This is a genomic window from Pelomonas caseinilytica (assembly GCF_021353235.1).
Classification (GTDB): Bacteria; Pseudomonadota; Gammaproteobacteria; order Burkholderiales; family Burkholderiaceae_C; genus Pelomonas; species Pelomonas caseinilytica.
Window position 1 is genome coordinate 104178 of sequence record NZ_JAJTWT010000011.1, and the last position, 19356, is coordinate 123533.

Consider the following 19356-nt stretch of genomic DNA (forward strand, 5'->3'; position numbering starts at 1 on the left):
CGGCAGGTTAGCGCAGACCCCGATCCCACGCCCTCCCCCTCCTGCCAACGCCCTTTCAGGAATCCGCCATGTCTTCTTTGTTCGCCGACGTCGCCCTTGCCCCCCGTGATCCCATCCTCGGCCTGAACGAGCAGTTCAACGCCGACACCCGCCCGGGCAAGGTCAACCTCGGCGTCGGCGTCTACTACGACGAGAACGGCAAGCTGCCCCTGCTGCGTTGCGTGCAGGAGGCCGAGAAAGCCATGGCCGCCGCGCCCAAGCCGCGGGGCTACCTGCCCATCGACGGCATCGCCGCCTACGACAAGGCCGTGCAGAAGTTGGTCTTCGGCAGCGAGCTCAAGCACGTCGCCACCGTGCAGGCCCTGGGCGGCACCGGCGCCCTCAAGGTCGGCGCGGACTTCCTCAAGCACCTGAGCCCGAACGCCAAGGTGCTGATCTCCGACCCCAGCTGGGAAAACCACCGCGCCCTCTTCACCCAGGCCGGTTTCGACGTCCAGACCTATCCCTACTACGACGCCGCGCGCAAGGGCGTGAACTTCGACGGCATGCTGGCGGCGCTGAACGCCGCCCCGGCCGGCACCATCGTCGTGCTGCATGCCTGCTGCCACAACCCGACGGGCTACGACATCTCGCCCGCGCAGTGGACCCAGGTCGTCGCCGCCGTCAAGGCGCGGGGCCTGACGCCCTTCCTGGACATGGCCTACCAGGGCTTCGGCTTCGGCCTGAAGGAAGACGGCGAGGCCGTGCGCCAGTTCCTGGCCGCCGGCATCGGCTTCTTCGTGTCGACCAGCTTCTCCAAGAGCTTTTCGCTGTACGGCGAGCGCGTGGGCGCCCTGAGCGTGGTCTGCACCAGCGACGACGAGGCGGCCCGCGTGCTGTCGCAGCTCAAGATCATGATCCGCACCAACTACTCCAACCCGCCAACGCATGGCGCCCAGGTCGTTGCCCAGGTGCTGGCCGACGACAAGCTGCGCGCCTTGTGGGAAGAAGAGCTGGCCGGCATGCGCATCCGCATCAAGGCCATGCGCTCGGCGCTGGTCGCCGCGCTCAAGGCCGCGGGCGTCACCCAGGACCTGTCCTTCGTGACCGAGCAACTGGGCATGTTCAGCTATTCCGGCCTGAATGCCTCCCAGATGCAGCGCCTGCGCGGCGAGTTCGGCGTCTACGGCGTCGACTCGGGCCGCATCTGCGTGGCCGCCTTGAACGAAGGCAACCTGCCCACGGTCGCCCAGGCCATGGCGGCGGTGCTGAAGGGCTGAGCGGCGGGCAGCTTTCGCGCACCTGTCGGGTGCGCAGGATTGGCGCTCGAAGGGGGTTTTGATCGGCCGGACGATGCTGCAGTGCACAACCGTGCAAGCGTTTTCTGGCAATATCCGGCCATTCCATCCCCCTAGACCAAGGCCGGCCATGCTGTATCAGCTCTTCGAAACCCAGCGCGCGCTGCTCAGCCCCTTCTCGGAATTCGCCGCCGCGTCCGCCAAGCTCTACAGCCACCCGCTGTCGCCGTTCGCGCACACGCCCATGGCCCAGCGCCTGTCGGCCGGCCTGGACCTGATGCACCGCCTGGCCAAGGACTACGAGAAGCCGGAGTTCGACATCAAGACCGTCGAGGTCGACGGCGTGGACGTGGCCGTGCAGGAGCTGGTGGCCCTCGAAAAGCCTTTCTGCCGGCTGCTGCGCTTCAAGCGCTACACCGACGACCCCACCGTGCTGGCCAAGATGAAGGACCAGCCCACCGTCCTCGTCGTCGCGCCGCTGTCCGGCCACCATGCGACGCTGCTGCGCGACACCGTCAAGCAACTGCTGAAGGATCACAAGGTCTACATCACCGACTGGACGGACGCCCGGATGGTGCCGCTGGACGCAGGCCCCTTCCACCTGGACGACTACATCCGCTACGTGCAGGAGTTCATCCGCCAGGTCGGCGGCGCCGACTGCCACGTCATCTCCGTCTGCCAGCCTACCGTGCCCGTGCTGGCCGCCATCTCCCTGATGGCCAGCGCCGGCGAGCCGACACCCCGCAGCATGACCATGATGGGCGGCCCCATCGACGCCCGCAAGAGCCCGACGGCCGTCAACAACCTCGCCATGAACCGCAGCTTCAGCTGGTTCGAGAACAACGTCATCTACCGCGTGCCGACCAATTTCCCCGGCTCCGGCCGCGAGGTCTATCCCGGCTTCCTGCAGCACACCGGCTTCGTCGCGATGAACCCGGACCGGCACCTGTCCTCGCACTACGACTACTTCCTCGACCTGGTGCGCGGCGACGATGAAGGCGCCGAGGCCCATCGCCGCTTCTACGACGAATACAACGCGGTGCTCGACATGCCCGCCGAGTACTACCTCGACACCATCAAGACCGTCTTCCAGGACTTCGCCCTCGTCAACGGCACCTGGCAGGTGGACGAGCAGTACGTGCGCCCCCAGGACATCAAGACCACCGCCCTGCTGACCGTCGAAGGCGAGCTCGACGACATTTCTGGCGCCGGCCAGACCCGTGCCGCCCACGACCTCTGCTCGGGCGTTTCCAAGGAACACCAGTTCCACTACGACGCCGTCGGCGCCGGGCACTACGGCATCTTCTCGGGCCGCCGCTGGCGCGACAACGTCTACCCCGTCGTGCGTGACTTCATCGCCAGGTACGAAGCCGCGCCACTGAAGAAGACGGCCAAGGCCGCCGCCCCGGCAGCCCGCCGCCCGGCGCCGGCTCGCAAGCGCAAAGCGTGAACCTCGCCGAACGCATCGACGCGGCCCTGCCGCAGACACAGTGCACGCGCTGCGGCTATCCGGACTGCCGCCGCTATGCCGAGGCCGTGGCGGCCGGCGAGGCCGAGATCAACCAATGCCCGCCTGGCGGTGCCGAAGGCGTCGCTCGGCTGGCCGCCGTCACCGGGCGTCCCGCATTGCCGCTGGACCCCGACAAAGGCGTCGAAGCCACCCGCGGCGTGGCGGTCATCGACGAGGCCTGGTGCATCGGCTGCACGCTGTGCATCAAGGCCTGCCCGGTGGACTGCATCGTCGGCGCCCCCAAGGCCATGCACGTCGTCGTCGCGGCGCAGTGCACCGGCTGCGAACTCTGCCTGCCCGCCTGTCCGGTGGACTGCATCGCCATGCCCGAGGTCACGACGGCCACCGGCTGGGCGGCCTGGAGCCAGCCCCAGGCCGACGAGGCGCGCGAACGCTATGCCTTCCACCAGTTCCGCCGCCACCGCGAGGTCGAAGAGAACGACGCGCGCCTGATGGCCAAGGCCGAGGTCAAGCTGGCGGACATCGCCGCTGCCTCGGTCATCACCGATCCCGCCATGCTCGACCGCAAGCGCGCGGTCATCGAGGCAGCCCTCGCCCGGGCCCGGGCTCGGCGCGCCCCGGGCGGCTGAACTCTGTGGCCCACCCCTGACCGCCCGACAATCGGGGCATGAACGCGAGCCAAGTCGAACGCTTCTTCGCCATCCTGAAGGCTGCCAACCCGGCGCCGCAGACCGAGCTGGAGTACGCCAGCGTCTTCGAGCTGCTGACGGCCGTGTTGCTGTCCGCCCAGGCCACCGACGTGGGCGTGAACAAGGCGACCCGCCGCCTGTTTGCGGTGGCCAACACGCCGGCCGCCCTCCTGGCCCTTGGCCAGGAGGGCCTGGAATCCCACATCAAGACCATCGGCCTGTACCGCAGCAAGGCCAGGCACCTGCTGCAGACCTGCCGCATCCTGCTGGACAGGCACGGCGGCGAGGTGCCGCGCAGCCGCGCCGACCTCGAAGCCCTGCCCGGCGTGGGCCGCAAGACGGCCAACGTCGTCCTCAACGTCGCCTTCGGCGAGCCAACGATGGCGGTGGACACGCACATCTTCCGCGTCAGCAACCGCACAGGCCTCGCGCCCGGCAAGACGCCGCTGGCCGTGGAACTCGGCCTGTTGGAGCGCGTGCCCGAGGCCTACCTCGTGGACGCCCACCACTGGCTCATCCTGCACGGCCGCTACGTCTGCCAGGCGCGCAAGCCGCTGTGCAAGGTCTGCGCCGTCATCCAGGAATGCGACTACGGCCGCAACCTAAAATCGTCCGTCGCTTGATTTCCCACCCTTCATGGCCAGCCTGACCGACCTGATCGACCGCGTCGAACGCCTGCTGTTGCGCCACGACGAAATCACCCGCACCAACGAGCTGCTGCGCGAGCAGGTCGCCGCCCTCACCCAGGAGCGCGACAGCCTGCGCTCGCGCCTGAATGCCGCCCGGGCCCGCGTCGACGCCCTGCTGGAGCGCCTGCCGGTCGAAGCCCCCAAGGAAGAGCAGCCATGAAGCAGATGGAAGTGACCATCATGGGCCAGAGCTACCTGCTCGGTTGCCCGGAAGGCGGCGAGGCCGCGTTGAGCGCCGCCGTCGCCCACGTCGACCGCGAGATGAGCGCCATCCGCGACGCCGGCAAGGTCAAGGCGCGCGAGCGCATCGCCGTGCTGGCGGCGCTGAACCTGGCCTACCAGCTCGTTGAGGCACCGGCCGCAGGACCGGCCTCCGCGTCCGCGCCCACCCCGGAACTCGATACCCTCGTTCGCCGCCTGGACGAGGCGCTAGGACACGACGGCCAGCTGCTGTAGGCCGTAAAATCCACCCCGTCCATCGCTTTCCTCCGGGGCTTTTATTTCCTTCATCCGATGCTCTATGAGCAAGGGCTTGGAAAATTCCGGGCGGGCGTGATCGTCTCGCGTCAGATGAACCCGAAGCCCGGCTGACCTCGCCCACCTGATTACCCCAGGGTGTTCAGGATCTCGGCTCCCAGGATCGCGGTGGACACCCCCTCCCCTTGCGCACGTCCCGCTAGCATCGGCCCATGAACTACTGGCTGATGAAGTCCGAACCCGACGAGGCGTCCATTCTTGACCTCGAGCGCGCCGGCACGCTGCCCTGGACGGGCGTGCGCAACTACCAGGCACGCAACTTCATGCGCGATGCCATGCGGCTCGGCGATGGGGTGCTGTTCTATCACTCGTCCTGCGCCGAGCCGGGCATCGCCGGCCTGGCCGAAGTCTGCAGCGCCGCCTATCCCGACGCCACGCAGTTCGATCCGGCCAGCCCGTATTTCGATCCCAAGTCCAAGCCCGAGGCACCCCGCTGGCTGCACGTGGACGTGCGCTGGCGGGAGACGACGCGGCTGCTGCCGCTGAAGGAAATGCGCGAGACACCCGAGCTGGCGTCGATGCAGGTGCTGCAGCGGGGCAACCGGCTGTCGATCACGCCGGTGACGCCGGCCGAGTGGCAGGCCGTGCTCAAGCGGCTGCACGCCGCCTGAAGGCGCCGTCAGCCGAAGGAAATCGACGCCAGCACGACCTGGTTGCCGCCCCGGCGCTGGGCCTCGTGCACGGCCGCTTCGCTGGCGGCCATCAACTCGTCCTGCTGCGAGGCGGTGTGCGGGAAGCTGGAGACGCCCATCGAGACCGACAGGCCGAGGTCCTGGCCGTTGAGCACGACGATCTGGGCGGCGCATTGCCGGCGCAGCTGTTCCATGCGGGCATGCGCCGTCGCCAGGCCCACGCCGGACAGGAGCACCGCGAAGCGCTGTGGCCCGATGCGGCAGGCCGAGTCCATCGCTCGAGTGTTGGCGCGCAGCATGCGGCCAATGCCTTCGAGAAGGCGTTGCTGGGCTTCATCGCCCAGGGCGGCGATGGCCGGCGATGCGTCCAGGGCGATGACGACCAAGGCGAACTCCCGGTGTTCGCGCGAGGACAGGTCGATCTCGCGCAGCAGCTGGTCGTCGAACTGCGCCCGCATGTAAAGGCCCGAGACTTCGTCGCGCCCCGAGCCCTGCTGCAGCTCGCGGCGGATCTGCTCGATGGAACTCTGCTGCTGCTCGATCTGCGCCATGGCGCGCTGCAACTGGGCCTCGCGGTGACGCTCTTCGGTGCGCTCATGCCAGACCGAGAGCAGGAAGTCCTGCCCCAGGGCCAGCCGCGTGACGCTGAATTCGCGCCGGCGCCCCTTGATCTCGAGCTTGTGCTCGCTGGCCACCGGATGGCGCTGGGCCATGACGGTCTGCTCGACACGCCGCAGCGCGGTGGTCTCCTCCGCCTTGAGCAGTTCGGCATCGGTGTGGCCGACGACGGCGGGGCATTCGAACATCTCGGCCAGGCCCGAGCTGGCGAAGACGTAGCGTCCGTTGGCCATCGCCTTGATCGCCGCCTGGTTGCCCAACGGTTCCACCAGCGCGACAAGGCCGGCCAGCGTGTCGCCACCCAGCTCAGGATGGCTGGCCAGCCAATGCGCCAGACTGCCGGGTTGCGGCGGCATCGCGGTCGGGTCGGCGGTCAGGTCCATGAAATCGTTTTGATGTGATCGCGCTCCGACGGCGGGAAGGCCGCGGAGCGCCTGCTGTGTCCGGGGACTGTAGTAGGCCCGGCGCGGCGCCAGCAAGGCCGGACCACCCCATGAATCAGGCCTCCCCCCCTAGAAGACCGTGTCTCTACCACGGCGCGCATCCTACCGAGTTTCACGAAGCCGAGCCGCGACAATGCCGGCCGATTCACGGGGGTGCAATGCAGAGATTCGATGCGGTGGTGGTGGGCGCTGGGGCGGCAGGCCTGTTCTGCGCGGGGCAGGCCGGGCAACGCGGGCTCAAGGTGCTCCTCATCGACCATGCCGCCAAGCTCGGAGAAAAGATCCGCATCTCCGGAGGCGGGCGTTGCAATTTCACCAATCGCGAGGCGGGCCCGGCGAATTTCCTGTCGGAGAACGCGGCGTTCTGCCGCTCGGCCCTGGCCCGCTACACACCGCAGGACTTCATCAAGCTGGTGCAGCGCCACGGCATCGCCTTCCACGAGAAGCACAAGGGCCAGCTCTTCTGCGACGACTCCAGCGAGCAGATCATTCGCATGCTGCAGGACGAATGCCAAGCCGGCGGCGTGACGCGCTGGCAGCCCTGCAGCGTCGCGGACGTGCGACCGCGGGCCGGCGGCGGCTTCGAGCTCGACACGAGCCATGGCCCGGTCCAGGCACGCCACGTCGTCGTCGCCACCGGCGGCCTGCCCGTGCCCAAGATCGGCGCCAGCGACTGGGGGCTGCGCCTGGCGGAGAAGTTCGGCCATGCCATCGTCACGCCCCGCCCTGCCCTCGTACCCTTGACCTTCGACGCCGACGCCTGGGCGCCGTTCGCGGCCCTGGCCGGCCTGTCCCTGCCGGTCGAGGTCTCGTGCGGCAGCGGCAAGGTCCGCGGCCGCTTCCTGGAAGACCTGCTCTTCACCCACCGCGGCCTCAGCGGGCCGGCCATCCTGCAGATCTCCAGCTACCGCACCGCCGACGACCAGCCCCTGCACATCGACCTGGCACCGGAAATCCGCCTGGACGAGGAACTGCTGGCCGCCAAGGCGACGTCTCGCCGCCAGCTCGGCAACGAGTTCGCCGCCCGGCTGCCGCAGCGCCTGGCCGCCACCTGGCTGGCCCGGGCGGGGCTCGATGCCGCCCGGCCTCTGCCCGAATGCCGGGATGCCGACCTCCAGCGCCTGGGCCGCAGCGTTCACGACTGGCAGCTCACGGCCTCGGGGGACGAAGGCTGGCGCAAGGCCGAGGTCATGCGCGGCGGCGTCAGCACCCGGGACCTGAGCTCGCAGACCATGGAAAGCCGGCGCGTGCCGGGGCTGTATTTCATCGGCGAGGTCGTCGACGTGACCGGCTGGCTCGGCGGCTACAACTTCCAATGGGCCTGGTCGAGCGCCGCCGCCTGCGCCCAGGCGCTGGCGCAGGCCTCAACATCGGCTTGAGCGAATCTTGGCAAGTGCTTGATTTCCCGGCTACAATCCCCGGCTTTGCTGGCAAACCCCGCGCGTCGATTCGCAAGCCTGGACCAGGCAGCAATCCGGAACCTGCTGCTGAAAACCCAGCCGCGAACACCGAGCGCAATCTGAAGGAACTACATGACCACCATCCGCGTCAAGGAAAACGAGCCGTTCGACGTCGCCCTGCGTCGCTTCAAGCGCACCATCGAAAAGCTGGGCCTGCTGACCGAACTCCGCGCCCGCGAGTTCTACGAGAAGCCCACCGCCGAGCGCAAGCGCAAGAAGGCCGCCGCCGTCAAGCGCCACTACAAGCGCGTGCGCAGCATGCAGCTGCCCAAGAAGCTGTACTGAACGTCTCTGACGCGACCCGGAGCGCCCGACGCCCCGGTTGAATCCAAGGCCCGCCACAGGACGCTGTCGCGGGCCTTCGTTTTTCTCCAAACCCCCGCCCTGCCATGAGCCTCAAAGACCGCATCACCGAAGACATGAAGGCCGCGATGCGCGCCAAGGAAGCCGATCGCCTGCTGACCATTCGCAGCCTGCTGGCCGCCGTCAAGCAGAAGGAGGTCGACGAGCGCATCACCGTCGACGACACCACCCTGGTGGCCATCGTCGACAAGCTGATCAAGCAACGCAAGGACTCCATCAGCCAGTTCGCCGCCGCCGGCCGCGACGACCTCGTCGCCAAGGAAACCGCCGAACTCCAGGTGCTGCAGGCCTACCTGCCCGAGCGGCTGAGCGCCGAGGCGGTGGCCGAAAAGGTCGCGGCCATCGTGGCCGAGCTCGGCGCCAGTGGCCCGGGCGACATGGGCAAGGTCATGGCTGCCGCCAAGGCCCAGCTCGGTGGCGTGGCCGAGATGAGCACCGTGTCCGCGGCCGTCAAGGCCGCCCTGGCCCCCAAGTAAGGAAAACCGCCATGAGCCTGCCCCTGCAAGCCCTGACGCCCGACGTCTGCGTCGCCCCGCAACTGACGCCCGAAGCCATGGCCGAGGCCGCGGCCCTGGGTTTCAAGAGCGTCGTCAACAACCGGCCCGACTTCGAGCACGGCCCCGGCCAGCCGACCTCGGCCGAGATCGAAGCCGCCGCTCGCTCGGCCGGGCTGGAATACCGCCACCTGCCCGTGGCCGGCGGCTACCAGTCGCCCGAGGAGATCGCCGCCTTCGCGCGCCTCCTGGCGGAGCTGCCGCGTCCCTTGCTGGCCTTCTGCCGCTCCGGCGCCCGCTCCACGCGCCTCTTCGTCCAGGCGCAGCAGCTCGGTCAGTGACCGAGGTAGGCGGCCTGCACCCGCGGGTCGCCCAGCAGCTCGGCGCCGCTGCCCTGCAGCACGATGCGGCCGTTCTCCAGCACATAGGCGCGCTGGGCCAGCTTGAGCGCCTGCTTCACGTTCTGCTCGACCAGGAAGAGGGTCAGCCCCTCGGCGTTGATGGTCTTGAGCGTGCGGAAGATGTCCTGCACGACGATGGGGGCCAGGCCCATGGACGGCTCGTCCAGCAGCAGCAGCCGGGGTTTCGCCATCAGCGCGCGGCCGATGGCCAGCATCTGCTGCTCGCCCCCCGAGAGGCTGCCGGCCAGTTGCGCCGCGCGCTCCGCCAGCCGTGGGAAGAGCGAAAACACATGGTCGATGTCACGGCTGCGGGCAGCGGCGCCGTCGCGACGGGTGTAGGCGCCCAGCTCCAGGTTCTCCCGCACCGTGAGCGTGGTCAGCGTCGCCCGCCCCTCGGCCACCTGCACCAGGCCGCCGGCGACGATGCGGTGCGGCGGGATGGCGGAGATGTCCTGCCCATCGAACATCACCTGGCCCGCCGCCTTCTTCACGAGGCCCGACAGGGCCATCAGCGTCGTCGACTTGCCCGCGCCGTTGGCGCCGACCAGGGTGGTGATCTCGCCCGCGGCGAGGTCGAAGTCGATGCCCCGCACCGCCTCGACGTGCCCGTAGTTGACGGCCAGGCCGCGCACGCTGAGCAGGCTCATGCAGCCACCCCCTCGTCCTCGTCGCGGCCGAGGTAGGCCTCGATGACCTGCGGGTCGTTGCGCACGGCGTCCGGCCCGCCCTCGGCAATGATGCGGCCGAAGTTGAGCACGGCGATGTGCTCGCACAGCCCCATCACGAAGCGCATGTCGTGCTCGATCATGAAGATGGTGTAGCCACGCGCCTGGATGTTGCGGATCTCGTCCATCAGCTCGGTCTTCTCGGCCCCGTTCATGCCGGCGACAGGTTCGTCCAGCAGCAACAGCCGGGGCTCGGTGGCCAGCGCGCGGGCGAGCTCCAGCTTGCGCTGCTCGCCGTAGCTGAGGTTGTCGGCGATGTCGTCGGCCTTGTGGTCCAGCTTCATCCACGACAGCAGCTCGCGGGCGCGGTCACGCGCGGCACGCTCGGCCGCGCGGAAGGCCGGCAGCCGCAGGAGCAGGCCGGCAGGGCCATAACCCAACCGCCCGTGCATGCCGACGATGACGTTCTCCAGCAGCGTCATCTCCTTGAACACGCGGATGTTCTGGAAGGTGCGGGCGATGCCGCCGGTGGTGATCTGGTGCGGCTTGCGGCCGACGAGGCTCACGCCATCGAAGAGGATGTCGCCCGAGGTGGGCGGCAACAGCCCGGTGACGAGGTTGACGACCGTGGTCTTGCCGGCGCCGTTGGGGCCGATGAGCCCGAAGATGCCGCCGGCCGGCACCTCGAAGCTCACGTCCTGCAGCACCTTGAGGCCGCCGAAATGGCGGGACACCGATTGCAGCTTCAGCATCAGGCCCTCCCCCGGCCCAGGAGGGCACGCACGCGCGCCGGGTCCCAGAGGCCACGCGGCAGGAAGAGCACGATGACCACGAGGATGAGGCCGTTCACCACGTTGCGGAAGTCGGCCAGGCTGCGCAGCAGTTCGGGCAGCAGGGTCAGGATGACGGCGCCGGAGATGGGTCCCATCAGGCCGTTGATGCCGCCGAGGATGGTCATGGTGAGGATCTCCACGCCCCGGTCGAAGCCGTACTCGCTGGGGCCGATGAAGAAGGTCAGGTGGGCGTTGAGCGCGCCGGCCAGGCCGGCCAGCATGGCGCCTAGCACGAAGGCCAGCATCTTGTGGGCGTTCACGTCGATGCCCATCAGGCCGGCCGCCGTCTCGTCGAGCTTGATGGCCTCGAAGGCGCGGCCCACCTTGGAGCGCCGCAGCAGCGCGAGCACGAAGCAGGCCAGGCCGAGCGCGAGGGCCACGTGCCACCACTCGGTCTGCGGCGGGATGCCGTTCAGGCCCAGCGCGCCGCCCGTCCAGTCCTCGGTGTTGAGGATGAAGATGCGCACCACCTCGCCGAAGGCCAGCGTCGCCATCGCGAGATAGACGCCCGACAGCCGCAGCGTCGGCCCGCCGATCGCCAGGGCCACGACGGCCGGCGCCGCCATGCCGCCGGCCAGGGCCACCGGGAAGGGCACGCCGGCGTTCATCGTCAGCAGCGCCGCCGTGTAGGCGCCGATGCCCATGAAGGCCGCGTTGGCCATGGCCAGCATGCCGCAGGACAGCGTCAGGTAGATGGAGAGGGCCAGCAGCGAGTTGGTACCCAGCGTGAGCACCAGGTTGCTGTAGACGGCCCAGAAACTCTCGAAGCTGTCGGGCATCGTCACACCTTGCGCTCGTTCACGGTGCCGAACAGGCCCTTGGGCCGCAGCAGCAGCACCGCGAACAGCAGGCCGAAGGCGACCGCGTCGCGCATCGTCGAGCCGATGTAGGCCACGGACAGCACCTCGGCGAAGCCCAGGAACAGCCCCGCCAGCATGGCGCCGCGGATGTCGCCCATGCCGCCGAGGATGATGACGGCGATGCCCTTGTGCAGGATGGGCTGGCCCATCAGCGGGAAGAGCGCGTTGGAGTACAGGCCGATCAGCACGCCGGCCACGCCGCCCAGCCCCGCCGCGGCGAAGCTGGTCAGCATGAAGAGGCCGCCGACGTTGATGCCCAGCAGCGCCGCCGCCTTGGGCGACTCCGCGATGGCCCGCAGCGCCCGGCCGAGTTGGGTGCCGCGCAGCACCAGCAGCAGCACGGCCATCAGGCCGAAGGCCAGGCCGATGATGCCCAGCTCCAGCACCGTCACGTGCAGGCCGGCCACGTTGAGCGTCTGCTGCGGCAGCACCTCGGCGGGAAAGCGCAGGTTCTCGGCACCGAAGAGGCCCTGGGCGAGGCTGTTGAGGGCGATGGCCAGGCCGATGGTGGCGATCATCGGGATGAGGTGAGGCGCATTGCGTGCCCGCAGCGGGCGCAGCACCAGCAGGTCGATGACGAGGCCCAGCAGCCCCGAGGCCCCGAAGGCCACCGCCAGCGCGCCGGCCAGCGGCAGGCCCAGCCGAGTCACGGCCTGCAGCGCTGCATAGGCCCCGACCATGAAGACCGCCCCGTGCGACAGGTTCACCACCCCCAGCACGCCGAAGACGAGGGTGAAGCCGAGGGCGAACAGCGCATAGACGCTGCCCAGGGACAGGGCGTTGAAAAGCTGCTGTTCGAGCACGTGGAAGGCGGGGTGAAAGACGAAGCCCGCGGGGCGGCCGCGGGCTGCTCTGGCCGGGCGAGGCGGCTTACTTCTGGATGGCGTAGCGGCCGTTCTTGGTCGCGCTGACGATGGCGGTCTGCTCGGCGTCGTAGCCGGCAGGCCTGCCGGCCTTGTCGACGGCGCGGCGGAAAGAGAAGGCGCCGGTGGCGCCCGTCCACTTCACGTCCGGCAGGGCGTTGCGCAGGGCCGCGCGGTCCTTGGCCAGGTCGCCGCTGAGCTTGATCTTCTTGAGCGCCTGGGCGGTGATGTACATCGCGTCGTAGGCCTGGGCCGCGAACTGGTCGGGCGCGGACTTGTGCTGCTTGGTGTAGGCGACGATGAAAGCGCCGTTCTCCTTCGTCTGGTTCTCGATGGACCAGGGGCTGCCGATCCACAGGCCGTCGGACGCGCCCTTGGCGAGGTCGAAGACCTTGACCGAATTCATGCCGTTGCCGCCGATGACCGGCACGTTCAAGCCGAGCTGGCGGGCCTGAACCATGATGGGCGCGCCTTCAGCGATGAGGGCGGACAGCACCAGGGCGTCGGGGTTGCTGGCCTTGATCTTGGTGAGCTGGGCCTTGAAGTCGACGTCGCCCTTGGCAAAGGTCTCGGTCGTCGTGACGGCGATCTTCTGCGCCTCCAGCGCCTTCTTGAAGTTGTCGTAGCCGCTCTTGGTGAAGACGTCGTCGTTGCCGTAGAGCACGGCCACCTTCTTGATGCCCAGCCTCTTGACGGCGGTGGACAGCGTGACCGGCAGCACGTCGGCCTCGGTGACCGAGTTGCGGAAGACGTGGTCGCCGATGGAGGTGATGCCGTCGGCCGTGTTGGAGGTGCCGAAGACGACGGTCTTGGACGCCTGCGCGATGGGGTCGGCCGCCTGGGCCGAGTTGGACAGCGTGGGGCCGAAGAGCATCAGCACCTTGTCCTGGAAGATCAGCTTCTTGAAGGCGTTGATCGCCTCTTCCTTCTTGCCCTGCTCGTCCTCGACGACGAGCACCAGCTTGTTGCCGTTGACGCCGCCCGCGGCGTTGATCTCGTCGGCCGCGAGCTGGAAGCCGTTGCGGATGCTCTGCCCGTACTGGGCCGCGCCACCGGACAGGGCCTCGGCCACGCCGAGCTTGATGTCGGCGGCCTGCGCCGCACCGGCGAGGACGAACAGCGCGGCGGCGAGCGGCTTGAGGGTGCGAGTGGTCATCTCCGGAGGCTCCTGTTCTTGTGGGCGGGGTCGGTTTTCGATGATAGCGGCGGCAAGCTCAGTTGCCGGCCAGCTTCATGCCCGTCACGAGCACCGAGCCCACGGTCTTGGTGCCCATGGTGTATTCGTCGGCGCCGATGCCGACGATGTTCCTGAACATGTCGCGCAGGTTGCCGGCAATGGTCACTTCATGGACCGGGTAGGCGATCTCGCCGTTCTCGACCCAGTAGCCGCTGGCGCCACGGGAGTAGTCGCCGGTCACGTAGTTGACGCCCTGCCCCATCAGCTCCGTGACGAGCAGGCCCCGGCCCATGCGGCGGATCATGGTCGCGAGGTCGTCGCCCGGTGCGGTGGCGCGGCTCGTCATGCGCAGGTTGTGCGAGCCGCCGGCATGGCCCGTCGTCTTCATGCCCAGCTTGCGCGCCGAGTAGCTGGACAGGAAGTAGCCCTGCAGCGTCCCGCCCTCCACGACGGAACGTGGCCGGGTGACGACGCCCTCGTCGTCGAAGGGCGAGCTGCCCTTGCCCTTGGCCACGTGCGGATCCTCGGCGATGTCGATGTGGGGCGCCATCACCGGCTGGCCCAGGCTGTCGAGCAGGAAGCTGGTGCGCCGGTAGAGGGCGCCGCCGCTCGTCGCCTGCACCAGGGCGCCGAGCAGTCCGATGGCCACCGTGCTCTCGAACAGAACCGGCACCTCGGCCGTGGCGGCCTTGCGGGCCTTCAGCCGGGACAGGGCGCGTTCGGCGGCATAACGGCCCACCGCCTCGGCAGTGGCGAGCTCGGCGGCGTCGCGCATGGAGGTGTACCAGGCGTCGCGCTGCATGTCCGCGCCGCGGCCGGCGATGGGCGCGACAGACAGCGAATGCCGCGAGCTGGCGTAGCCGCCTCTGAAGCCCCGCGTGTTGCCCATCCAGAAATGCGACTGCTGGGCCGACACGGCCGCGCCCTCGCTGTTGGTGATGCGCTTGTCCACGGCCAGGGCCGCGGCCTCGCAGCGCAGGGCGATGTCGGCGGCCTGCGCGGCGTCGATGGCCCAAGGGTGGAAGAGGTCCAGCTCCGGCCGGGCAGCCGGGTCGAGGGCCAGGTCGGCCTCGTCGGGCAGGCCGGCGAACTCGTCCTCGGCCGTGAAGCGGGCGATGTCGTAGGCGGCACGCACCGTGTCACGGATGGCCTGGGGCGAGAAGTCGGAGGTGCTGGCATTGCCGCGGCGCTGGCCGAGGTAGACCGAGATGCCGAGCGACTTGTCGCGGTTGCGCTCCACGTTCTCCAGCTTGCCCAGCCGCGCCGAGACCGACAGGCCGCAGCCCTCCGACACCTCGGCCCCGGCGTCGCTGGCGCCGAGCTTCTTCGCCTCGGCCAGGGCGTCCTCGATCCACTGCTGGAACTGTTCGGGGCTGTAGGCGAAACCGTCTTGGGCTTGGGACATGAAAGGCGCTGAATCGAGGTGGGCGACAATCATAGAACTCGTGCGAACGACGCCCCAGATGCAAGAAAACACCCCTGAATTCGAAGACGACGACGGCTTCGACCGCCCCAGCAAGTCGCAGATGAAGCGCGACATGACCGCGCTGCAAAAGCTCGGCGAGGACCTGCTGGCCCTGCCTGAGTCGCGCTGGGAGCCGCTGGCCCTGCCGGAGATCCTGCACGACGCACTGAAGGCCGCCAAGAAGATCACCAACTTCGAGGGCCGGCGCCGCCAGATGCAGTACATCGGCAAGCTGATGCGCAAGATCGACCCCGAGCCGGTGCGCGAGGCCGTGGCCGCGTTCAAGCTCGGCCATGCCCAGGACAGTTTGAAGCTGCACGAGTCCGAGCGCTGGCGCGAGCGCCTGCTGGCCGACGACGAGGCCCTGCAGGCCTTCATCGGCGCCCATGCCGACGTCGACATCCAGCAGCTGCGCAACCTCGTGCGCGCCGCCCGCAAGGACGCCTCCAACGCGCCCGAGAAACGCAGCGGCCGGGCCTACCGCGAGCTCTTCCAGTTCATCAAGGCCAGCCAGGCCAACGAGGCGGCTGGCGATGAGTGACACCGTCCGCATCGGCATCGTCTCGATCAGCGACCGCGCCTCCAGCGGCGTCTACGAAGACAAGGGCCTGCCCGCGCTCAAGGACTGGCTGGGCAGCGCCCTGCTCAACCCCATCGAGTTCGTGCCCCGGCTCATCCCCGACGAACAGGCCGGCATCTCGGCCGCCCTCGTCGAGCTGGTGGACACCGAAGGCTGCGACCTGGTGCTCACCACCGGCGGCACCGGCCCGGCGCCGCGCGACGTGACGCCCGAGGCGACGCTCGCCGTGGCCGACCGCGTGATGCCGGGCTTCGGCGAGCAGATGCGCCAGATCTCGCTGCACTTCGTGCCGACGGCCATCCTGTCCCGCCAGGTGGCCGTCATCCGCGGCAAGGCGCTGATCATCAACCTGCCCGGCCAGCCCAAGGCCATCGCCGAGACGCTGGCCGGCCACGAGAAGGCCAGCGGCATCTTCGCCGCCGTGCCCTATTGCATCGACCTGATCGGCGGGCCCTACCTCGAAACGCGCGACGAAGTCTGCAAGGCCTTCAGGCCCAAGAGCGCGCAGCGGCCCCGGTCCTAACCTACCACCGCATCGGGCTCGGCCGGCGACGCGATGGCGGCGGCCACTTCGTCGAGGTCGCGGTTGCTGCTGAGCCCGAACCCGCCCGCGACGCGCTGGCCGATGGCCCCGCGCCCCGAGGCCGTGTGCACGCCCACCCAGGCATTGCGGCCCGAGCGCTTGGCGGCGTAGAGGCCGAGGTCGGCCAGGTTGACGACCTGCTGCCAGCCGCGCGCCAGCGGCCGCTCCAGCTCGAAGGGCATGCAGGCAAAGCCGATGGAGCAGCTCACCGCGATCTCGCTGCCGTCCTCGAGGACGAAGGGCGAAGCCGCGATGACGGCGCGCATGCGCTCGGCCAGTTCCTCGGCCTGCAGGCGGTCGGTGTCCCGAGCCACGGCTAGGAATTCCTCACCGCCCCAGCGCACGAGGTAGTCGGACTCGCGCATCACCGAGCGCAGCCGCGCGCCGAATTGCACCAGGACCGCATCGCCGGCCGCGTGGCCATGGCGGTCGTTGATGCGCTTGAAGGCATCGACGTCCAGCAGCAGGAAGACGCTGTCGGTGTCCAGCGGCTGGCCACCGGCCGCCAGCGTCTCCTGGGCCCGGCGCAGGCTGGCAGCGAGGTCGTGATCGATGTGTTCGCTCAGGAAGCGGCGGTTGTGCAGGCCGGTCAGCGGATCGGTCACGCTGCTCATCTCGAGGAGAGCCGACTTTTCCTCCAGCCGGCGATGGACGGCCTCCAGCTCCGCGGTGCGCTGGCGGACCTTGTCCTCCAGGTCGCGCTGGCGGCGCCGCAGCAGCTGGGTGCGCGTGCGCACGGCGGCGAGCATCAGCAGGGCCAGCGCCAGCGCCACGGCAACGCGGAACCACCAGGTCTGGTGCCAGGCCGGCAGCACGCGCACGGGCAGGGCCACCTCCCGCTCGCTCCATTGGCCATCACGGTTGGAGGCGCGCAGCCGCAGCCGGTAGTCGCCCGGGGGCAGGTTGGCGTAGGCGGCCAGGCGGCGGCCCGCCTCGCTGTCCACCCAGCCGGCGTCATAGCCCTCCAGCTGGAAGGCGTAGCGGTTGCGCTCCGGCGCCGAGAAATCGGTGGACGAAAACTCCACGGCCAGGCTGTTGGCCTCAGGCTCCAGGGTCAGCGGCGCAGCGTCGGGCAAGGCCGGCACGCTCTTGCCCCCCAGCTTGACGTCGGTGACCAGCACGCCCGGGCGGTAGTTCCAGGGCTGCAGCCGCTCCGGCCTCACCACGGTCATTCCGCCCGCGCCGCCGAACAGCAGTTCGCCGCGGTCCGTGCGCGCGGCCGAGCCCGTCCAGTAGGTGGGAAAGACCACCCCCTCCGCCCTGCGCAGCGCCAGCACCGCCAGCGTCTGCGGGTCGATGCGGGCCAGGCCGTTGTCGGTGCTGGCCCAGATGCGCCCTTGAAAATCTTCCAGCAGCGCATTCACGGTGCTGTCCGGCAGGCCCTGCGCCATGCCCAGGCGCTGCGGCACGGCACCGGCCTGGCCGGGCGGCGGCAGCACGTCCACGCCGCCGCCGTAGCTGCCAACCCAGAGCCGGCCGTGCTCGTCGGTCAGCAGGGCCGTGACGAAGCCGGCCGACAAGGCGCGGTCCCCGGTCGGGCCCGGCAGCCAGCGCGTCACAGCGCGGTGGGCCAGCTCCACACGGTTCAGGCCATGGCGCGTTCCCACCCACAGCACGCCCGCTTCGCGTCGATCCCGCGCCAGCACGGTGATGCGCTGGTCGCTCAGGCCGGGCACCGCCAGGGCAAAGGCCTCGCCCCGGCCGTGCCTGAAATCCAGGCGCCACAGCCCGTCGGTCTGCCCGCCTATCCACAGGTCATCGCCATCGGCCAGCAGTGCCCAGACCGAGGCGGTCGGTTCGCGACCCGGGATCTCGACTCGCACCACGTGCTGCCCGGCCGCGTCGGCGCGGTAGAGCCCACGCTTGGTGCCGACGAAGAGGCCGCCGTCCGGCGCCGGCGCCATGGCCAGCACGATGTCGGGCGGCAGCGCGGTGGCCGGCTGGGCACCGTCCGGACGCAGGGCGCCGACGCGCACGCCGCCGGCGTCGAGGATGTCGATGCCGTTCTTGTGCGTCCCCAGCCACAGCCGGCCGTCGGGCATGGGCTGTATCCAGCTGATCTCGGTGCTGACGAAGCGGCCGTCCAGGGCGTCGCCGCCGTCGGGCGTCACGCCGAAGCGCGTCAGCACGGCCGTCTGGCGCGGGTCGCAGCGGCTCAAGCCGCGGTTGGTGGCGACCCAGACCAGGCCCGCCCGGTCGCGATAGAGGGCGCGCAAGGCGTTGTCGGCCAGGCTCATGGGCCAGGCCGGCACATGGCGGATGCGACGCGTGCGGCCCTCGGCATAGTCCACGGCCACCAGGCCCTGGGCCAGGGTCGCCACCCACATCTCGCCCGGCTGCACCTCGGCCAGGCCGGCAATCTGGCTGCCGCCGAGGAGGTCCAGGCCGTCGGGCGTCGCCTGCTCGCGCACGGGCGCGGCGGGGGCGCGGCCCTCGTCGGGCAACACGAAGACGCCGTGCTGAAGGCTGCCCACCCAGATCCGCCCGGCCGCATCCTGCGCGAGCACCTCGGGCTGCACGCCCGCGCCGGGGCGCAGCGGCACGGGCTCCAGCCGGGCGGCGCCCGGCTCGCGCCGGAACAGGCCGGCGGTGCTGCCCAGCCAGAGGGCGCCGCGGCGGTCGCGCAGCAGCACCCTCACCTCGGGTCCGGCTGCGGCGGCCCAGCCCAGGCTGGCGTGCTCGATGCGGCCACTGACGGGATTGAGCCGGTCCAGGCCGCCGTCGGTGACGATCCAGAGGCCGCCTTCGCCGTCGTCCACCACCTGCCGGACGCTGACGTGGCTGAGGCCGCGCTCGCCGCCCACCGGGTAGCGAACGAAGCGGTCGGTGGACGGATCGTGGCGCAGCAGGCCGGCCGACGTCGTCCCCACCCAGAGCCGGCCGCGGGTGTCGCCGTGGAGGGCCTGGATGTAGTTGTCCGGCAGCGCGCCCTCGCGCTGGGGATCGGCCTGGTAGACGCGGAAGCGGTAGCCGTCCCAGCGCGAGAGGCCGCCCGGGCTACCTATCCACAGGAATCCCTGGCCGTCCTCGGCCAGGGACGTCGCGATGGCGTTGGGCAGGCCTTGCTCCTGGGAGACGTGCTGGAAGGCGATGTCCGCCAGCCGCTCGTGTCGCGGCTCGGGGGCCGCCGAGGCCATGGCGTGCAGGCCCGCGGCCAGCAGCGCGCCGAAGGCCAGGCGCCAGGCGGAAAGCCGCAATCGAGACTCGCGCAGGAACACAGCAGGCCGTGGTGGCGGGCCGTCCTGGCCCGGAAGCC

Annotated in this window: 21 protein-coding genes; 13 read left to right on the top strand and 8 right to left on the bottom strand. The window is 69.8% G+C overall.

Annotation, left to right across the window (positions count from 1 at the left end; translation table 11 throughout):
* The first annotated feature begins 68 nt into the window (after nt 1-68).
* The 7 genes from LXT12_RS21790 to LXT12_RS21820 all read left to right on the top strand — a co-directional run bounded on the left by LXT12_RS21790 (nt 69) and on the right by LXT12_RS21820 (nt 5274).
* Complete coding sequence (locus LXT12_RS21790) at nt 69-1259, top strand: amino acid aminotransferase (RefSeq protein ID WP_233394403.1); 1191 nt, start codon at nt 69-71, stop codon at nt 1257-1259.
* Nucleotides 1260-1407: 148 nt separating this feature from the next.
* Complete coding sequence (locus tag LXT12_RS21795) at nt 1408-2727, top strand: polyhydroxyalkanoate depolymerase (protein WP_233394404.1); 1320 nt, start codon at nt 1408-1410, stop codon at nt 2725-2727.
* Complete coding sequence (gene rsxB, locus LXT12_RS21800; RefSeq protein ID WP_233394405.1) at nt 2724-3377, top strand: electron transport complex subunit RsxB; 654 nt, start codon at nt 2724-2726, stop codon at nt 3375-3377. The genes LXT12_RS21795 and rsxB overlap by 4 nt, the downstream gene beginning before the upstream one ends.
* 38 nt (nt 3378-3415) lie before the next feature.
* Entirely contained in the window at nt 3416-4060 is a 645-nt protein-coding gene (gene nth / locus LXT12_RS21805; RefSeq protein WP_233394406.1) for an endonuclease III, read from the top strand.
* 13 nt (nt 4061-4073) lie between these two features.
* Nucleotides 4074-4286 (top strand): DUF904 domain-containing protein, encoded by a 213-nt coding sequence (locus LXT12_RS21810; protein ID WP_233394407.1) that lies wholly within the window; start codon nt 4074-4076, stop codon nt 4284-4286.
* Nucleotides 4283-4582, top strand: a complete 300-nt coding sequence (locus LXT12_RS21815; RefSeq protein WP_233394408.1) for a cell division protein ZapA — start codon at nt 4283-4285, stop codon at nt 4580-4582. Before LXT12_RS21810 ends, LXT12_RS21815 begins: the two co-directional genes overlap by 4 nt.
* A gap of 233 nt (nt 4583-4815) precedes the next feature.
* On the top strand, nt 4816-5274 hold the full coding sequence (locus LXT12_RS21820) for an EVE domain-containing protein (protein WP_233394409.1): 459 nt from the start codon (nt 4816-4818) through the stop codon (nt 5272-5274).
* Between the two features lie 8 nt (nt 5275-5282).
* Here the strand turns inward: LXT12_RS21820 and LXT12_RS21825 are convergent, their stop codons facing one another.
* On the bottom strand, nt 5283-6296 hold the full coding sequence (locus LXT12_RS21825) for a GGDEF domain-containing protein (protein ID WP_233394410.1): 1014 nt from the start codon (nt 6294-6296) through the stop codon (nt 5283-5285).
* 218 nt (nt 6297-6514) lie between these two features.
* Here LXT12_RS21825 and LXT12_RS21830 point away from each other — a divergent pair, with 218 nt between their 5' ends.
* From LXT12_RS21830 to LXT12_RS21845, 4 genes are all read left to right on the top strand, one after another.
* Nucleotides 6515-7735 carry a BaiN/RdsA family NAD(P)/FAD-dependent oxidoreductase gene (locus LXT12_RS21830; protein WP_233394411.1) on the top strand — a complete coding sequence of 407 codons (1221 nt, stop codon included), beginning with the start codon at nt 6515-6517 and terminating at the stop codon, nt 7733-7735.
* Nucleotides 7736-7888: 153 nt separating this feature from the next.
* The gene (rpsU, locus tag LXT12_RS21835) at nt 7889-8101 is read left to right on the top strand and encodes a 30S ribosomal protein S21 (RefSeq protein WP_012346814.1); all 213 of its coding nucleotides are present in this window, start codon (nt 7889-7891) and stop codon (nt 8099-8101) included.
* Between the two features lie 104 nt (nt 8102-8205).
* A complete protein-coding gene (locus LXT12_RS21840; protein ID WP_233394412.1) occupies nt 8206-8655 on the top strand; it encodes a GatB/YqeY domain-containing protein in 450 nt (149 codons plus the stop codon).
* A gap of 11 nt (nt 8656-8666) precedes the next feature.
* Nucleotides 8667-9014, top strand: coding sequence for a protein tyrosine phosphatase family protein (locus tag LXT12_RS21845; RefSeq protein ID WP_233394413.1), 348 nt, complete (start codon nt 8667-8669; stop codon nt 9012-9014).
* Here LXT12_RS21845 and LXT12_RS21850 read toward each other — a convergent pair.
* The 6 genes from LXT12_RS21850 to pmbA form a co-directional block, all read right to left on the bottom strand.
* Complete coding sequence (locus tag LXT12_RS21850) at nt 9008-9721, bottom strand: ABC transporter ATP-binding protein (RefSeq protein WP_233394414.1); 714 nt, start codon at nt 9719-9721, stop codon at nt 9008-9010. The genes LXT12_RS21845 and LXT12_RS21850 overlap by 7 nt on opposite strands.
* Nucleotides 9718-10491: an ABC transporter ATP-binding protein gene (locus tag LXT12_RS21855; RefSeq protein ID WP_233394415.1), complete on the bottom strand. Its 774-nt coding sequence runs from the start codon at nt 10489-10491 to the stop codon at nt 9718-9720. Before LXT12_RS21855 ends, LXT12_RS21850 begins: the two co-directional genes overlap by 4 nt.
* The gene (locus tag LXT12_RS21860) at nt 10491-11351 is read right to left on the bottom strand and encodes a branched-chain amino acid ABC transporter permease (RefSeq protein WP_233394416.1); all 861 of its coding nucleotides are present in this window, start codon (nt 11349-11351) and stop codon (nt 10491-10493) included. The genes LXT12_RS21855 and LXT12_RS21860 overlap by 1 nt, the downstream gene beginning before the upstream one ends.
* A 2-nt stretch (nt 11352-11353) precedes the next feature.
* Complete coding sequence (locus LXT12_RS21865; protein WP_233394417.1) at nt 11354-12235, bottom strand: branched-chain amino acid ABC transporter permease; 882 nt, start codon at nt 12233-12235, stop codon at nt 11354-11356.
* Between the two features lie 67 nt (nt 12236-12302).
* Nucleotides 12303-13451 carry an ABC transporter substrate-binding protein gene (locus LXT12_RS21870; protein ID WP_233394418.1) on the bottom strand — a complete coding sequence of 383 codons (1149 nt, stop codon included), beginning with the start codon at nt 13449-13451 and terminating at the stop codon, nt 12303-12305.
* A gap of 58 nt (nt 13452-13509) precedes the next feature.
* A complete protein-coding gene (gene pmbA / locus LXT12_RS21875; RefSeq protein ID WP_233394419.1) occupies nt 13510-14877 on the bottom strand; it encodes a metalloprotease PmbA in 1368 nt (455 codons plus the stop codon).
* Nucleotides 14878-14935: 58 nt separating this feature from the next.
* Between pmbA and yjgA the strand changes: the two genes are divergently transcribed.
* Nucleotides 14936-15478, top strand: a complete 543-nt coding sequence (gene yjgA, locus LXT12_RS21880; RefSeq protein ID WP_233394420.1) for a ribosome biogenesis factor YjgA — start codon at nt 14936-14938, stop codon at nt 15476-15478.
* Nucleotides 15471-16040 carry a molybdopterin adenylyltransferase gene (gene mog, locus LXT12_RS21885; protein WP_233394421.1) on the top strand — a complete coding sequence of 190 codons (570 nt, stop codon included), beginning with the start codon at nt 15471-15473 and terminating at the stop codon, nt 16038-16040. Before yjgA ends, mog begins: the two co-directional genes overlap by 8 nt.
* On the opposite strand, the gene LXT12_RS21890 is transcribed toward mog, so the two are convergent.
* Nucleotides 16037-19297: a ligand-binding sensor domain-containing protein gene (locus LXT12_RS21890; RefSeq protein WP_233394422.1), complete on the bottom strand. Its 3261-nt coding sequence runs from the start codon at nt 19295-19297 to the stop codon at nt 16037-16039. The two genes, mog and LXT12_RS21890, sit on opposite strands and share 4 nt — an antisense overlap.
* Nucleotides 19298-19356: the final 59 nt, after the last annotated feature.

What these genes read in the sequence shown, in the direction of transcription:
- LXT12_RS21820 (WP_233394409.1), top strand. Translation starts at nt 4,816, where the DNA reads ATGAACTACTGGCTGATGAAGTCCGAACCCGACGAGGCGTCCATTCTT.
- LXT12_RS21840 (WP_233394412.1), top strand. Translation starts at nt 8,206, where the DNA reads ATGAGCCTCAAAGACCGCATCACCGAAGACATGAAGGCCGCGATGCGC.
- LXT12_RS21790 (WP_233394403.1), top strand. Translation starts at nt 69, where the DNA reads ATGTCTTCTTTGTTCGCCGACGTCGCCCTTGCCCCCCGTGATCCCATC.
- rpsU (WP_012346814.1), top strand. Translation starts at nt 7,889, where the DNA reads ATGACCACCATCCGCGTCAAGGAAAACGAGCCGTTCGACGTCGCCCTG.
- LXT12_RS21850 (WP_233394414.1), bottom strand. Translation starts at nt 9,721, where the DNA reads ATGAGCCTGCTCAGCGTGCGCGGCCTGGCCGTCAACTACGGGCACGTC.
- LXT12_RS21815 (WP_233394408.1), top strand. Translation starts at nt 4,283, where the DNA reads ATGAAGCAGATGGAAGTGACCATCATGGGCCAGAGCTACCTGCTCGGT.
- LXT12_RS21855 (WP_233394415.1), bottom strand. Translation starts at nt 10,491, where the DNA reads ATGCTGAAGCTGCAATCGGTGTCCCGCCATTTCGGCGGCCTCAAGGTG.
- LXT12_RS21810 (WP_233394407.1), top strand. Translation starts at nt 4,074, where the DNA reads ATGGCCAGCCTGACCGACCTGATCGACCGCGTCGAACGCCTGCTGTTG.
- mog (WP_233394421.1), top strand. Translation starts at nt 15,471, where the DNA reads ATGAGTGACACCGTCCGCATCGGCATCGTCTCGATCAGCGACCGCGCC.
- LXT12_RS21860 (WP_233394416.1), bottom strand. Translation starts at nt 11,351, where the DNA reads ATGCCCGACAGCTTCGAGAGTTTCTGGGCCGTCTACAGCAACCTGGTG.
- LXT12_RS21795 (WP_233394404.1), top strand. Translation starts at nt 1,408, where the DNA reads ATGCTGTATCAGCTCTTCGAAACCCAGCGCGCGCTGCTCAGCCCCTTC.
- LXT12_RS21870 (WP_233394418.1), bottom strand. Translation starts at nt 13,451, where the DNA reads ATGACCACTCGCACCCTCAAGCCGCTCGCCGCCGCGCTGTTCGTCCTC.
- LXT12_RS21845 (WP_233394413.1), top strand. Translation starts at nt 8,667, where the DNA reads ATGAGCCTGCCCCTGCAAGCCCTGACGCCCGACGTCTGCGTCGCCCCG.
- yjgA (WP_233394420.1), top strand. Translation starts at nt 14,936, where the DNA reads ATGCAAGAAAACACCCCTGAATTCGAAGACGACGACGGCTTCGACCGC.
- LXT12_RS21825 (WP_233394410.1), bottom strand. Translation starts at nt 6,296, where the DNA reads ATGGACCTGACCGCCGACCCGACCGCGATGCCGCCGCAACCCGGCAGT.
- nth (WP_233394406.1), top strand. Translation starts at nt 3,416, where the DNA reads ATGAACGCGAGCCAAGTCGAACGCTTCTTCGCCATCCTGAAGGCTGCC.
- pmbA (WP_233394419.1), bottom strand. Translation starts at nt 14,877, where the DNA reads ATGTCCCAAGCCCAAGACGGTTTCGCCTACAGCCCCGAACAGTTCCAG.
- LXT12_RS21830 (WP_233394411.1), top strand. Translation starts at nt 6,515, where the DNA reads ATGCAGAGATTCGATGCGGTGGTGGTGGGCGCTGGGGCGGCAGGCCTG.